13 protein-coding genes are annotated in these 15,560 nt (G+C 36.6%); 6 read left to right on the forward strand and 7 right to left on the reverse strand.

Annotation, left to right across the window (positions count from 1 at the left end):
* Window positions 1-343 precede the first annotated feature (343 nt).
* Entirely contained in the window at window positions 344-901 is a 558-nt protein-coding gene (def, locus tag MOK21_RS07395) for a peptide deformylase (RefSeq protein WP_249073295.1), read from the forward strand.
* An 80-nt stretch (window positions 902-981) separates the two neighbouring features.
* Here def and phnX read toward each other — a convergent pair whose 3' ends face one another.
* Genes phnX through MOK21_RS07420 form a run of 5 tightly spaced genes read right to left on the reverse strand, consistent with a single transcriptional unit; the run spans window position 982 to window position 6,250 of the window.
* Window positions 982-1,788 (reverse strand): phosphonoacetaldehyde hydrolase, encoded by an 807-nt coding sequence (gene phnX, locus MOK21_RS07400; protein WP_249073296.1) that lies wholly within the window; start codon window positions 1,786-1,788, stop codon window positions 982-984.
* Window positions 1,785-2,879: a 2-aminoethylphosphonate--pyruvate transaminase gene (locus MOK21_RS07405; protein WP_249073297.1), complete on the reverse strand. Its 1,095-nt coding sequence runs from the start codon at window positions 2,877-2,879 to the stop codon at window positions 1,785-1,787. The genes phnX and MOK21_RS07405 overlap by 4 nt, the downstream gene beginning before the upstream one ends.
* Before the next feature lie 15 nt (window positions 2,880-2,894).
* The gene (locus MOK21_RS07410; protein WP_249073298.1) at window positions 2,895-3,878 is read right to left on the reverse strand and encodes an extracellular solute-binding protein; all 984 of its coding nucleotides are present in this window, start codon (window positions 3,876-3,878) and stop codon (window positions 2,895-2,897) included.
* Window positions 3,841-5,505 (reverse strand): ABC transporter permease subunit, encoded by a 1,665-nt coding sequence (locus MOK21_RS07415; RefSeq protein ID WP_249073299.1) that lies wholly within the window; start codon window positions 5,503-5,505, stop codon window positions 3,841-3,843. Before MOK21_RS07415 ends, MOK21_RS07410 begins: the two co-directional genes overlap by 38 nt.
* Window positions 5,498-6,250, reverse strand: coding sequence for an ABC transporter ATP-binding protein (locus MOK21_RS07420; RefSeq protein WP_249073300.1), 753 nt, complete (start codon window positions 6,248-6,250; stop codon window positions 5,498-5,500). Before MOK21_RS07420 ends, MOK21_RS07415 begins: the two co-directional genes overlap by 8 nt.
* A gap of 146 nt (window positions 6,251-6,396) precedes the next feature.
* Here MOK21_RS07420 and MOK21_RS07425 point away from each other — a divergent pair, with 146 nt between their 5' ends.
* On the forward strand, window positions 6,397-7,173 hold the full coding sequence (locus tag MOK21_RS07425; protein WP_249073301.1) for a DeoR/GlpR family DNA-binding transcription regulator: 777 nt from the start codon (window positions 6,397-6,399) through the stop codon (window positions 7,171-7,173).
* 47 nt (window positions 7,174-7,220) lie between these two features.
* On the opposite strand, the gene MOK21_RS07430 is transcribed toward MOK21_RS07425, so the two are convergent.
* On the reverse strand, window positions 7,221-7,991 hold the full coding sequence (locus MOK21_RS07430) for a Cof-type HAD-IIB family hydrolase (protein ID WP_249073302.1): 771 nt from the start codon (window positions 7,989-7,991) through the stop codon (window positions 7,221-7,223).
* Between the two features lie 444 nt (window positions 7,992-8,435).
* On the opposite strand from MOK21_RS07430, the gene MOK21_RS07435 reads away from it, so the two are divergent.
* Window positions 8,436-8,645, forward strand: a complete 210-nt coding sequence (locus tag MOK21_RS07435) for a DNA-dependent RNA polymerase subunit epsilon (RefSeq protein ID WP_079559694.1) — start codon at window positions 8,436-8,438, stop codon at window positions 8,643-8,645.
* Between the two features lie 5 nt (window positions 8,646-8,650).
* A complete protein-coding gene (rnjA, locus tag MOK21_RS07440; protein WP_249073303.1) occupies window positions 8,651-10,318 on the forward strand; it encodes a ribonuclease J1 in 1,668 nt (555 codons plus the stop codon).
* Between the two features lie 352 nt (window positions 10,319-10,670).
* Here the strand turns inward: rnjA and MOK21_RS07445 are convergent, their stop codons facing one another.
* Window positions 10,671-11,504, reverse strand: a complete 834-nt coding sequence (locus MOK21_RS07445; RefSeq protein WP_249073304.1) for a TetR/AcrR family transcriptional regulator — start codon at window positions 11,502-11,504, stop codon at window positions 10,671-10,673.
* 99 nt (window positions 11,505-11,603) lie between these two features.
* Between MOK21_RS07445 and MOK21_RS07450 the strand changes: the two genes are divergently transcribed.
* Window positions 11,604-14,693, forward strand: coding sequence for an efflux RND transporter permease subunit (locus MOK21_RS07450; RefSeq protein WP_249073305.1), 3,090 nt, complete (start codon window positions 11,604-11,606; stop codon window positions 14,691-14,693).
* A gap of 308 nt (window positions 14,694-15,001) precedes the next feature.
* The gene (locus tag MOK21_RS07455; protein WP_249073306.1) at window positions 15,002-15,556 is read left to right on the forward strand and encodes a GNAT family N-acetyltransferase; all 555 of its coding nucleotides are present in this window, start codon (window positions 15,002-15,004) and stop codon (window positions 15,554-15,556) included.
* The last annotated feature ends 4 nt before the right edge of the window (window positions 15,557-15,560 follow it).

A 15,560-nucleotide genomic window follows, 5' to 3' on the forward strand; every position in this document is an offset into this window, starting at 1 on the left:
GTACAACTTATTCTTTGCACTCAGTATACTGAATAAAATACCGTCGGTCAATCATATATTACGCGTATAAACAAAGATTTTTTCTAAAGTAACGATTAAACAACTCTGTTTCACACTGTACCACTAATCCACAACAACTGTATTATAACAACATAGTAGAAGCGCTCATTAATTTAGTTTCCTTTCATGATTACCAATAGTAGAATGCCCAGTTCTAGACAATCTAATAGCTATATAATAATTTTTTAAGTATATTCAAATAAGGTCTTTTTTCATGTGATTGTTTTAAGACGTGATGTATAATTATTAGTAAGCACTATAAAGTTGAAAGGAAGATTCATATATGATTTTAATGGATGATATTATTCGCGAAGGTCATCCGACTTTACGCACAAAAGCTGAGGAGGTCAAATTTCCTTTAACTGATGAAGTAAAACAACTTGCAGAAGATATGCTTCAATATTTAATAAACAGCCAAGATCCTGAAATGGCAGATAAATATAATTTACGCGGTGGCATTGGATTAGCTGCCAATCAAGTAAATAGCCTACATCGTATGTTTGCCCTTCATTTAACAGATGACAATGGCGAACAATTAAGTTTTGTAGCGATCAATCCAAAAATCGTTAGCCACTCTGTAGAAAACACTTACCTTCCAGCGGGTGAAGGCTGCCTTTCTGTAGATCGCAATGTTCCAGGCTATGTACCACGTCATGCTCGTGTTACAGTTAAATTTAAAACAGTTGACGGTGAAGAGAAAAAAATGCGACTTAAAGGCATGCCTGCTATAGCCTTCCAACACGAATTAGACCACCTTAATGGCATTATGTTTTACGATCGCATTAATGAAAAAAATCCATTTGCGGAAATCCCAGATTCAACACCATATGAGCGTGATTAAAAGCACAGAAAGAAAGCAAATCCTGCAGTTTTTAAACTGCGGGGTCTCCTTTCTTTCCAGCTCGTTGTGATATTTTATGTTTACACCATGACTATTCCTTGTCCTAAACGTTCATTAATTTCTTCAAGCAACGCTGGCAGCTCTTTCATTGTTCGAATTGTATAGTGTGCACCCGTTTCTTTAAATACTAGTGCTGTTTTTTCAATAGCCTCTTGCTGCTCTTCTTCTGACAAGGCCATAAATTCTTCTTGTGATAACCCCATTTCAGAGCTTCCAACAATAACACCAACAGCCCATACACCTGCATTTAAAGCCTCTTGAATATCTGAAGTAGTATCTCCAACCTTCACAACTTGCTTTGTTGCCTTAATACCTAATGCCTCCATATTTTTAAATATCATATATGGGTACGGACGTCCTTTATCTCCTATTTGAGTAGGCGTTACTAAAAATTCAGGCTCATATCCATTTGCTGCTGCATGTTGAGTCACTACCCCCATCATTGAGTCAGTATACCCCGTCGTAGAACCGATACGAATACCCGCTTCTTTTAATTGATGTATGGTTTCTTTCACATGCTGAATCGGATCAGTGTAAGTTGCTAATGACTCCATTAACTTTGATTCAAACTGCACATATAACGCCTGGACATCCTCTTCCGTAAAATGTCGTCCATACTTTTGATTCCATGCCTCACGAATTCTAGGCATTTCTAGCATTGTACGAATATGATCGATTTTCAGCATGCCCATCGGTTTGCGTGTTTCTTCTAGCGTTACCTCGATGCCCGCATCTTCAAAAATTGAAAGAAAAACATTCACAGGAGCAAAGCAGCCAAAATCAACAGTTGTACCTGCCCAATCTAAAATAATCGCTTCAATCTTCATTTTTTCATCACCGCCATATAATTTTCGATAACCTTACATAGTGTATTCATATGATCTTCATGAATATCCCCAATATTACCAATTCTGAATGTATCCATATCCGTTAATTTCCCCGGATAAATAACAAAACCTGCTTCTTTCATCGCATGATAGAAATGTTCGAAGGAGAAACCTTCATAAGGGAATAAAAACGTTGTAATAATAGGTGATTGTAGATCCTCTGAAATATAAGCATTAAACCCAAGCTCTTGCAAACGAGCGCGAAGTATACGATTATTCGTCGCATATCGTTCGTGTCGAGCACGGACTCCACCTTCTTCCACTAGCTCCTCTATTGCCTTCGCAAAAGCAGCCACAACATGTGTAGGTGATGTAAAACGCCATTTCCCATCCACTTCCATTACTTCCCACTGATTATATAAATCTAACGCAACGCTTCTAGCTTGCCCTTTACACTTTTCTAAGTCCTCAATCTTCGCTATCACAAATCCAAAGCCTGGTACTCCTTGGATACATTTATTGGCACTGCTAATTAAATAATCAATCCCCATTACCGATACATCCATTGGTACGCCACCGAAGCTACTCATCGCATCAACAATAAACGTTTTATTCAACCCTTTCACAACGTCTCCTATTTCACTTATAGGATTTAATATGCCAGTTGTCGTCTCACAATGTACAACGGCAACATGCGTTATTGTTGAATCATTTTCCAACAGCGTTTTCACTTGGAGTGGTGACGGTTGTTCATGATAAGGAACACTATAGACCGTATGCTGTAGCTTAAGTACTTTTGCCATATCAACAATGCGTTCACCGTAAGCACCATTTGTGATAATAAGGACTTTATCTTCATCTCCAATTGCAGTTGTTAACACAGATTCCACAACAAAGCTACCACTTCCCTGCATAAGAACAGTTGTATAATCGGTTTCTTTTACTTGCGCTAACTCCAAAAGCTGCTTACGTATTGTTTGTGTGACCGTTTTATAATCATCGTCCCATGTGCAACGATCCTTTAACATCACTTGTTTTACTGTTTCAGTTGTCGTTAATGGTCCTGGCGTTAACAATTTATAGCTATTCATTAAATCAATATCTCCTTATTTTTGCGCTTCTTTAAAGAAAGCTTGATGTTTTTCTAATAGATCAACCGTTAATGTTGTGTCCCATTTCTTCAAATATTTAGGCACATACTCTTCATTGACTTGCTCACCTTCATAAAGGGCTACAGGATATTGCTTCAATAAATCAGGGCGGGCCTCCGTTGATATTATTTTGGCTATGTCACGCGCTAGCGCTTCATCCCCTTCTTTATCTACCACGGCTACTGATTCAGTTAATGTAAAATTACCTTCTATCGGATCGATGTAATCAATCGGTAGCCCTTCTTTTTTAGCATCAATCGCTTGAATACGTAGACCAAACCCTACAGCCACTTCGCCGGTTTTCACTTTTTTAATAGGCCCAGATCCTGAACTTTCGATATGCGGTCCAGCATTTTTAGTTAAATCAGCTAATATCTTTTTGCCTTCTTTTTCGCCATACTCATTTATAATCGCTTGCACTAATAACCAACCTGTTGACGAATCTAGAATATTCGGAAATGACAACATATCTTTATAAGCAGGGTCTGTTAAATCCTTTATTGATGCTGGAACTGGCAACCCTTTTTGTTTTAATAAATCCGTATTGATAAAAATTGACCCGATATTCCCTAAAATCGGTAATGCAAATGTAGTACCACCATCTAGAGGCTTTAAATCAGAAGATAAATCTACAAACATTGACTTAGATTTTTGTGCACTTTCGATAAAATAAGAAGCTGTTGTAACGACATCCGCTTCAATGTCTTTCCCCTCAGCCATTATTTTCCCACCCAGTTCTGAAGTTCCGAATGATTGGATTAAATACTTACCTTCATAACCCTTTTTATCTAATGTTGCTTCCATTACTTGAACGGCTTCATCATCCGCATTTGAATAAATAATGACTTGATCTTTCGAACCCGCTTCCGCTCCTCCACAAGCAGCCAAAACAATGGCAGTGCTAACTGTACCTAACATCATTACTGTTGATTTTTTCATCTGTATGCTCCTTTGTTTTTTCTTTTGGTGTTGCTATATAGTCACAACCTAATTTCACAATGAGGTTTGTACATAAAATAAAAATCGATAGGACAAAAATATCTGTATACTTCGCAAAATGTTGAAGTTCTTTTATACGTGTCGATACAAGCATCGTTTTCGTACTGACAAGGAAAATTACCCCGCTAACAGTCACCATGGCATTTAAAAAATAATAGCTAAACATTTGATAAATCGTAGGTCTAATATTCGGCAAAATTACACGAATGACCGTTTTTAACCACGAATCCTTTAATAGCTCAGCTGTCACTTCCCATGTCGGATCCATTTTTTGCAATGAATTTTTCGCCATTAAATAGGGCGTCGTAAAGAAGTGAACAATATTACACGCAATAACGATAAGGAAAGTCCCCTTCAAGCTACTGCCGGTAAAGAAAAACAAATAAGAAAGACCAAGTACCATACCTGGCACAGTATTCGTAATCATCGAAGCAAGATCTAAGCTTTTCTTTCCTTTAAGTGGTGTTCTTACATTTAATAGAGCGGCTACAAATGCTACACCTACTCCTAAAACCGCTGTCAACACAGCAACAATTAGTGAATTCATATAGACTTGCTTCAAGCCCTGTTCAGCTAAGACGTTTTTCACATGCTCTAAAGTAAAGCTGAAATCATATGGATAGCCCTTCGTTAAAGGGACAATAAATATTGTTGAAAACATGATGAACACTGCGCCCACACAGACCCATGAGAAAACAGTAAACATGACATCACGTAACCGGTGAACAACGAGGTCACTTTTAGAAACTTGCTTATATTGAAAATTAAAGCGTTCTAAAATAGTTAACATAACAACTCCAAGTACAGCAGGCACTAACATGAAAATCGAAATCACCGCACCCCTCTCAAAATGTACAATGGAGCCAAGCATTGCTTGATATAGCTCAGTTGCAATAACTTTGTAACCACCACCAACTGACGCAGGGATCCCGAAATCTGTAAAGCTTAAAACAAACGATAATATGAATGCCCCGCCAATCGTCCCTAGCATCGGTCGCAATACTGTATGATAAAATCTTCGTAATGGACGATCATGCATCAGCATGGAAACTAGCAGAAAGCGCTTATCGATGTATTGCATAGAATTTTGCATTAATATAAAGGCAACAGGTAACGTATAAAGTACATAACCAATTAACAAACCGTTAAACCCATATACCGTAAATAAGGGCTGACCAAATATCTTCGTCATAATCCCTTGATTGCCAAAGGTATAAATCAGGACAAAACCATAGGTAATGGTCGGTAAAAGCATTGGCAAAGTAATACCAACTTGGACAAGTTTTTTCGTAGAGCGATGCATCGTTGTAAAATGCACAGCATACGCCAATAAAAAAGCGATAATTGTTGTGATCAAAGCCGCTACTAAGGAAACTTGAAAACTATTTAAAAACGCATCACGAATCTCTACATTTTGCAATGTTTCCACATAGTTTTGAATGGTGATGGCTTTCCCCTTTTTTAAAGACTGCCAAAACATATAAAGTAACGGAACAATTAGAAAGAATATAAAAAAGAATATAATCGGGAGAAAAATCAATTTCATCATTTTATTTGTTTTAAGCATAAGACTCTCCAAATAGCTGATAAATGTTATGACGTTTTATATGGAGCTGCCTTAATATAAAATCTTCCACGAATTGGTTTTCGGGTGTATGTAATATTTCCTGTGGTGTTCCAAATTGCGAAACAGTTCCTTCATTAATAATTAGAACTTTATCCGATAGCGTAAGAGCCTCCTCCGGATCATGCGTTACAATAATTGTTGTTAGATTAAATTGGCGAGCAATAGATTGAATACGTTCCTTAATCGATTCTTTTATCACTCCATCAAGCGCACTTAAAGGTTCATCTAACAATAAAATTTTAGGCTGCATCACGAGTGTTCTAGCTATAGAGACACGCTGTTTTTGTCCACCTGACAATTCATGAATCTTTTTATGTAAATGTGGAGTCAGTTCTAAAAAGTCTATATATTCCTGAACCTCCATTTTTGACATAGCTTCTTTTATATTTTTCAAACCATACACGATGTTGTCATACGCATTTAAATGAGGAAACAATGCAAAGTCTTGAAAAACAATATTAAACCCGCGATCTCTCATTGATTGATTCGAAATATCTTGTCCATTGTATAGAAGCTGTCCATTTGTTTGTTGCGTAAGACCTAAAATAATATTGAGTAAAGTTGTTTTTCCACAGCCGCTCGGTCCCAATAACGACACGATTTCACCAGGTTGAATGTTTAAATTTATATTCATTAAAACTTTTTTATCTTTATAGTTTTTCGAGATATTTTTTAGTTCCAACAAATTGTTCACCTCTCTTTAGTTCTTAACTTTAGTATAGGGACAATTTGTAAAGGGACATCCAGATTTGTGTAAATGTTAAGTAAATCTTGACCAGTTGTTGACAAAGTTGCGAGTGTTTAGAGTAAATTAGTAGTAGAGGTGATGAAATGTATACAATAGAAAGGCAACAACATATTCTGCAATTCGTACGGGAACATAAGATAGTAAAATTAGTAACCCTCACAAAAGAGTTCAACGTTTCAATGGAAACAATCCGTCGTGATATTCAACAGCTTGTTCAGGAAAAGAAGATAGAGAAGTTTTATGGCGGCGTTAAATATATCGAGCCTGCTGAAGGATTGATAGATCAACGACTTCATGACCAATTAACTGAAAAAATCGCCATTGCAAAAGCATGCGCTTCTTTAGTACAAGATGGGGAATGTATTTTTATAGATAGCGGGACGACTACCTTTCAAATGGCACCATTTTTATTAGAGAAAGAAAAATTAACAGTCATTACAAACTCACTTCCTGTAGCCTTCGATTTAATTGGCTCCAATATTGAAGTGATCATCATAGGTGGTAAAGTTCGTCACTCCGAAAAATCCGTAACGTCTAATGATTTCTTCTTCCGATTCGATCACCTTAATATTAACAAAGCATTTATTTGTGCTAGTGGTGTATCTATTGAAAAAGGAATTTCAGATTTCAGTTTAGAAGAGGCAATTACCCGTAAACAAATTATTAATATTTCTCAAACTGTATATGTAGCAGCAGACTCTTCGAAATTTAATAAAGATGTTGCTATTCAAGTTTGTCCAGTAGATGAGGTAGATATGATTATTACAGATTCCGCGCTCTCTAAAGACACAATCAATCATTTCACAAATAAAGATGTACAGTTGAAAATAGTAAAAACAACTATTAAAGACATTGAATAAATACAAAAGCAACTAGTTGTAGTCAATTCTTACAACTAGTTGCTTTTTTAGATAATGTTTAATTGGCGCATGATTTTAGCAAGACCATCCTCATCTACATGCTCTGCAATATGGGTAGCAACAGCTTTTACGCGCTCATGTCCATTCCCCATCGCCACGCCAGTCCCTACAGCTTGTAGCATTTCAATATCGTTCATACCATCTCCAAAAGCAATGGCATCTTCTATCGTAAGTCCCATTCTTTCAAGCACCTTTTCAATACCAGCAGCCTTTGACCCACCCTTTGGTAAAATGTCACAAGAATAGCGATGCCAGCGTACAAATTGTACGTTTGGAAATGCTTCCCGATACATAGGTTCATCTTTTTCTTCCATAAATATAAGTGTTTGATAGACACTGTTCTGCATATAATAAGTTGAGTCTATCTCTGGATACGGGTATTTTAATGTATTTAAGCTTTCTGCCACCCAAGCATTGTTTCCGCCTGACGCAATCATTCGCTGATCGTCTAAAAATACAACAGGTTCATTTCGCGCTGCAGCAAAGGCAATAATCTTAGTTAGTTCGTCTTTTTCAATACCGTTTGTATAGACAACCTCACCTTTATAAACGACATATTGTCCATTAAAGGTTATGTACGTATCAATATCTAGCTCTTCAAGTAAGGATTGAATCATGAAAGGTGCTCGCCCAGTTGCAATCGCTAACTCATATCCATTACGACGAGCTTCAAAAAGAGCTTCTTTCGCTGAAGCAGGTAATCGTTTCTCACTATTATAAAGTGTACCATCTACATCAAAAAATAAAATTTTATTCATCTTATATTCCCCTTCATGACGTATTATTTTACAAGGCTAATGACTTTACAGAGGCAGTATTTTTTATTACAATGATCCTAAGGAGTGATGTGCCATGCTGAAGAAACTCAAACGTAAATTGTTGAAGCAACTTCGCGGCATACTCGGAAAAAAATCAATTGCCTAACATTTGCCCTTCATTATTTGAAGGGCTTTTCTTTATTTTAGAGTAACTGCGTGATAATATAAAGGAAATGCATTTATTTGGCTATGTGCAACCACTGTCTCATTGCTTAATTCAATTGCACCTTGTTGTAATTACGTCTGGATGTAGCACTGAGATACAAGAACTTCAAACGCTTAATTTCTTCTTTACACTAGAAATTTGCTGTTTTTTCTTGTAGTACGTGTGTGGTATTAGTCAAAGATGCAAGAAAATTGTACGCAATAAAAGGAGAGCAAACTATGATTTACAAAGTTTATTATCAAGAAAAAGCAAATGAAATTCCAGTTCGCGAAAATACTAAAAGTCTATACCTTGAAGCTGCTTCAGACCGCGAAGTACGTGAAAAGCTAAAAGACCGAAACTACAACATCGAGTTCATTCAACTGCTTGAAGGTAACTATTTAGCCTACGAACAAGCAAGTCCGAACTTCGTCTTGGAGGAAATTTAACAAACATGAAGTTTGTTAAAAATGACCAAGCAGCTGTTTTCGCGCTCGGCGGACTGGGCGAAATCGGCAAAAACACTTACGGCGTTCAATTTCAAGATGAAATCATTTTAATTGATGCCGGTATTAAATTTCCCGAAGACGATTTACTCGGCATTGACTATGTAATTCCGGATTATACTTATTTAGTACGCAACGTCGACAAAATCAAAGGATTATTTGTTACACACGGACACGAAGACCATATTGGTGGTATTCCCTACTTATTACGTCAAGTAAATGTTCCTGTCTACGGCGGTAAGCTTGCACTTGGTTTATTACGCAATAAATTAGACGAGCATGGCTTGCTACGTACGACAAAGCTTATTGAAATTAAAGAAGATGATGTTATTAAGTTTAGAAAAACATCGGTTAGCTTCTTTAGAACAACACATAGTATTCCAGATGCTTACGGTGTCGTTGTAAAAACACCACCCGGTAACATCGTGCATACAGGTGACTTTAAATTTGACTTTACACCTGTAGGTGAGCCAGCCAACTTAACAAAAATGGCTGAAATCGGACGAGATGGAGTACTGTGCTTACTTTCAGATAGTACAAATGCGGAAAAGCCGAACTTCACAATGTCAGAGCGTACAGTTGGTAAAAGTATCGACGAAATTTTCCGTAAGGTTGATAGTCGTATAATTTTCGCAACTTTTGCATCTAACATTTACCGTCTACAACAAGCAACAGATGCTGCAATAAAATACGGAAGAAAAATTGCTGTCTTTGGACGTTCAATGGACAATGCCATTACACTTGGTCGCGAACTAGGTTATATAAATGCACCAAAGGATACATTCATTGATGCACAAAGCATTAATCGCCTTCCAGCAAATGAAGTAATGATATTATGTACAGGCTCTCAAGGTGAACCGATGGCTGCCCTTTCTCGCATTGCAAATGGTACACATCGTCAAATCCAAATCCAGCCTGGTGACACAGTTGTCTTCTCTTCTTCGCCAGTGCCAGGAAATACGGTAAGTGTTAACAAGATCATCAACTTACTTTTCCGTGCAGGCGCAGAAGTTATTCATGGTGCACTAAACAATATCCATACTTCTGGTCACGGTTCTCAAGAAGAACAAAAATTGATGCTACGCTTAATGAAGCCTAAATTCTTCATGCCAATTCACGGTGAATTCCGTATGTTGAAAATGCATACGCATCTAGCAGAAGATTGTGATGTTCCACTCGAAAATACATTCGTTATGGAGAATGGTGACGTGCTAGCATTAAGTGCCAATGAGGCGCATGTAGCTGGTCGCATCCCTTCAGGAGACGTTTATATTGACGGCAATGGTATTGGAGATATCGGAAATATCGTATTACGCGATCGTCGCATTCTTTCGGAAGAAGGTTTAGTAATCGTTGTTGTAAGTGTGGATATGGAAAACCAAAAAATCGTTTCCGGTCCAGACATTATTTCACGAGGCTTCGTTTACATGCGCGAGTCAGGTACGATGATTAATGAAGCACAAAAAATGCTAAATCGCCACCTGAACGAGACCATTCAAAGCAAAACTCCTCAATGGACTGAGCTTAAAAATGAAATAACTGACGTTTTAGGTCCATATCTATTCGAAAAAACAAAACGTCGCCCTATGATTTTACCGATTATTATGGAGGTTTAACCTCATTACAAAAAAACTACGCAAAATTGCGTAGTTTTTTTATTTTTCCGAAACCTTTTTACTATTTTTTCGTATATAGTAATAACAACTAGCAAATATGTCTCGGCATTATTGCGCCCGGAATCGGTTTTGAGCAAGCATAACATTCAGTAAAATACCGTTTCGAATAAATGACTACCATACTTGAATGGTGTTCATGTTCTTATTGTAGTGCTATTAGCAGCACTGCAATCACTTCTATTCACCTAGACTATTACATATTACCGCTATTACTTCCATTCTTTGCAGACTCTCTTTGTCCCATTAAAAATAGGACCGTTTACCTTTGAGAGTGAGAGCAATCCTATCATGTCTAAATATTAAAGTATTTAGCTATTACATAAGCAACCCATCTATAATCTGGCTGCAATCGTATGTTTTCGATTAAACCTTTTAAAATTGGTTTACTATAGGTTGGATTTTCAACTTGAAATTTTAGTAATTCAAGAGACTCGCGTTCTATAGACTCTTCTAACCCATTTAGATATTGTTCGATTAATTCCAGTAAAGATTCCTGTGAAACTTTTTCATTATAAGGTTCCGGTGTCAATTGAACGAGCTCTTCAGTTATAAATGGAATCGTCGTATGCCGTGCAATAATTTCCGTCTTTTCAGCTAGAGATTTAGCCAATTGATCTAAATCGAGTGGTATATCGGAAAAAATAAAAAGCTCTGAATAACTTTTCATAAATCCTTTAATACAATACATGACATCATATTTTGTCTCGTGGAGTTCATCTTGATAGAGCTGCTCAAGCATATAGATGATCGACTTAGACATATCAGCATCATAGGCCATTATTTTCTGAAACAACTCTTTTTTTGAAAGAAGTACTTTCTCATTAAAAAACACACGGGCAGATGCAGCATTGTTTTTAAATGCTTGAAAAATACTTTTGTAAAACTCAACTAAAATGATATCTTTACTAAGTGAGCTTCTGACTACTTGGTCAACATCAGCAATAAACTGTTGTAAATAGTGCTCTACCATAGAAATGATAAGCTCATCTTTTGTTTTGAAAGATAAATAAAATGCACCTTTTGAAATTCCACATCGTTCTGTAATTTGCTGTACAGATGTAGCTTCAAAGCCTTGTTCTGAGAATAGCTCCAACGCTTTCTCCATAATAAGTTGCTTTTTTAACATACTTTTAATTCTCTCCTAATGTATTTCATTGACAAATGACCGATTAGTCATTAGTATAAATAAATGAATCAAGTTAGTCAATAAAGGGTAGGTGTAAAGGTGAAAGGTTTAGTTAATTTCGTATTGAAAAACAAATTGGCAGTGTGGTTATTAACAATTATCATCACTGTCTCTGGTATTTATTCAGGTACAAGAATGAAAATGGAATCGATACCTGATATTTCTATACCATATTTAATTGTCATGGGTGTTTATCCTGGCGCAACACCTGAACAGGTTATGAATGAGCTTTCTATGCCATTTGAAAAGTCAATAGAAAGCTTAGAAGATGTAAAAGCTGTTTACTCAAATTCCTCTTCAAACGTAGCTCAAGTTCAAGTTGAATACGACTACGGCATTGATATGGATGAGAAAAAACGCCAATTAGAGTCCGCTTTAGATACAATCAAGTTACCTGAAGGTGCTGAAAAGCCGACAGTTATGGCCATTAGCATGAATATGATGCCTGTTGTCGCTTTATCAGTTAGTAGCTCTAAGGAAGATATTGTTGAATTAACGTCAACAGTAGAAGACATTCTACTTCCTAAAATCCAAAAAATTGATGGCGTTGCTTCAGCAACTATCAATGGTCAGCACATTAATGAAGTATCATTTAAATATGATAAAGCGAAAATGGCTGCTCTCGGCTTAACAGAGGATTCTGTCAAGCAAATGATTCAAGCAAGTGATATGTCACTATCACTTGGTTTATATCAATTTACTGTTGGTGAACAGGCCGTATCAGTAGACGGTAAAGCACAATCTATCGATCAGTTAAAAGAATTATTGATCCCAGTCACACCTTCTGCTACAAATCCTTCACCATTCGTTCGCCTAGGCGATATTGCAAAGATTGAGGTCGAAGGTAAAGTACAATCTGTATCACGTACAAATGGCAAAGATGCAATTGCAATTCAAATCGTTAAAGCTCAAGATGCAAATACGGTAAAAGTCGTAAATGCAGTGAAAGATTTAATGAAAGACGAAGAAAAATCATTAGCCGGCTTAAAAGTAGATATCTCACTTGACCAAGGTAAACCGATTGAGGATTCAGTCTACACTATGATTGAAAAAGCAGTATTCGGTGGTGCCATTGCCGTACTAATTATTTTACTATTTTTACGTGATTTCAAATCAACAATTATTTCGATTATTTCTATCCCAGTTTCAGTATTCATGGCATTACTACTATTAAACTGGATGAATATCACATTAAACATTATGACTCTCGGTGCGATTACCGTGGCGATCGGTCGTGTTATCGATGACTCCATTGTAGTTGTTGAAAATATTTATCGACGTATCCATTTAAAAGGAGAAAAACTAACAGGTCGTGCGCTTATTCGTGAAGCGACAATTGAAATGTTCAAACCAATCCTTTCTTCTACATTAGTAACTGTGGCCGTATTCGCCCCACTAATGTTTGTAGGTGGTATGGTTGGTGAATTATTCATACCGTTTGCGTTAACAATGTCATTTGCACTCGGTGCTTCATTAATAGTGGCGATTACAATAGTTCCAGCTTTATCTCACTTCTTATTCCGTAAAAAAATATACGGTGAGAAAAAAGAAAGTCAACATAAAGAAGTTGGTAAACTAGCTCTTTGGTATAAAGGTATACTAACAAAAGCATTAAACCATAAAATCATTACATCAGTTATTGCGATTGTATTGCTTGTTGGTTCTCTTGCTTTAACACCACTTATTGGCTTCAGCTTCATGGGCTCTCAAGAAGATAAGGTGATGTACTTAACGTATACTCCTGCTACAGGCGAGCTAATGAAAGATACAGAAGCAAATGTTGCAAAAGTAGAAAAAGAATTAATGAAACGCAAAGACGTTGATATTTTACAAGTTTCGATCAATGATCCAAAACATGTTGATCCTTCAGCAATGATGATGGGTGGCGGTGCTGGTGGTGCCTTAATGTACCTCATCTTCGATCCAGATATGGAGGACTTCCCTGGGGCACGTCAAGAAGTAGAAGACTATGTAATGAACATCGGTCAATCTGGAGAATGGAAATCTCAAAACTTCTCATCAATGTCGGGTTCTTCAAATGAAGTAAGTTACACATTATATAGTGAAGATTTAGAAAAGCTTCGTAAAGCCGTGAAACAAGTAGAAGGCGCATTAAAAGAAGTTGATGAATTAGAAGAAATTAAGTCTGATAATGAAGATCCATTCGTTGAGAATACCTTAAAAGTAGATCAAAAGAATGTTCTACAATACGGTTTAACTACTGCTCAAATTGTAATGGCTTTAAATGAAAATACAGCACCAGAAGTTTTAACTAAAGTTCAGCATAACGGTAAAGATATTGATGTTCTTGTACAACATGAAGAAAAAGCTGCGGCCAAATCTCTTGATGATGTATTAGCTACTAAAATCCAAACAGCTACAGGCACAACAATGACAATCGGTGAGTTAGTAAAAGTAGAAGAAGGCACTACATTAAACACATTGTCTCGCTCAAAAGGTGAATATTTCGCAAAAGTTTCTGGTACAATTATCGGTGACGATATGTCAAAAGCAACTGCAGCTGCTGATAAGAAAATCGATAAATTAGATTTACCTAAAGGTGTAACGACTGGCGTTGGAGGCGTTGCTGCAGACATGCAAGAAACGTTCACACAGCTCGGAATCGCTATGTTAGCTGCGATCGCGATTGTTTACTTCATCCTAGTAGTAACATTCGGCGAAGGTTTAGCACCATTTGCTATTCTGTTCTCACTACCATTCTCAGTAATTGGTGCATTTGTCGGCTTGTACGTTACAAATCAAACAATTTCTGTTTCTGTTATGATGGGACTATTAATGTTAATAGGTATCGTTGTAACAAACGCCATCGTATTAGTAGACCGCATTATTCATATGGAACGTGACGGACTTGCTATGCGCGATGCCATTTTAGAAGCAGGTGCAACTCGTTTACGTCCAATCCTAATGACTGCCATCGCAACAATCGGTGCAATGATTCCAATGGCACTTGGTAATGGTGGAAGTGGTCTAATTTCAAAAGACCTAGCAGTTACCGTAATTGGTGGTTTACTATCTTCAACATTATTAACATTAGTAGTTGTACCAATCGTGTATGAAATGCTATCTAAAATGTTAAAGAAAAACCGAAAAGATATGGAAGAAAATTAATAGATTCATGTAGAAAAAGGGCTCTCCAATGAAGGGGCCCTTTTTTCTATAATTGTCTATAACTCATTAGCATAACGTGGGTCCAAACTTAATAGTTTTATCGAAACACTTTCAGGAATTATCGACCAACTTTTCAGTTTTATCTACCAACTTTTAAATTTTATCGACCAACTTTCACGTTTTATTAACCAACTTTAATTTTTTATCGACAATCCACCTCTCCTCTCAATCTCAAATAAAAAGCTTAACGAGAATTTACAAATCTTGTTATAATTAAATACAGGAAATTGCCTTTAAGGGGGAGTTTTGTGAGCGACAACATTTTCAAACAAGCACCACCTGTTTTAAAAACAGCAAGATTAACATTAAGACCGATTTCATTAAATGATTTAGAGGCAATGTTTAAGTATACATCCAGTGAAAATGTAGCACGTTATGTGACTTGGGATCCTCATAAAAGTTTAGACGAAACAAAAATGTTTGTTGAATTTGTTTTAAATGGGTATAAACAAGGTAATCATCTATTATGGGGCATTGAATATAAGCAGAAGTTAATTGGCACGATCGACTTTGTTTCTTTTAATGACCAGCATAAATGTGCGGAAATTGGCTACGTTCTTTCTGAAGATTATTGGAATCAAGGGATGACGACCGAAGCAGTAAAAAAATTAATAGACTATGGATTTAACGAATTAAAATTAGTTCGGATACAAGCACGATGTTTCGAGGACAATATCGGTTCCCAAAAAGTAATGGAAAAATCGGGAATGCTTTTCGAAGGTATTTTACGAAAAAGTATGTTTGTTAAAGGTGATCATCAAAATGTAAAACTGTATGCTATAACGGATGAACATTATTTTTAAATGA

Origin of the sequence: Lysinibacillus sp. BPa_S21 (genome assembly GCF_023337795.1) — a bacterium.
In the GTDB taxonomy this organism is placed as follows: domain Bacteria; phylum Bacillota; class Bacilli; order Bacillales_A; family Planococcaceae; genus Lysinibacillus.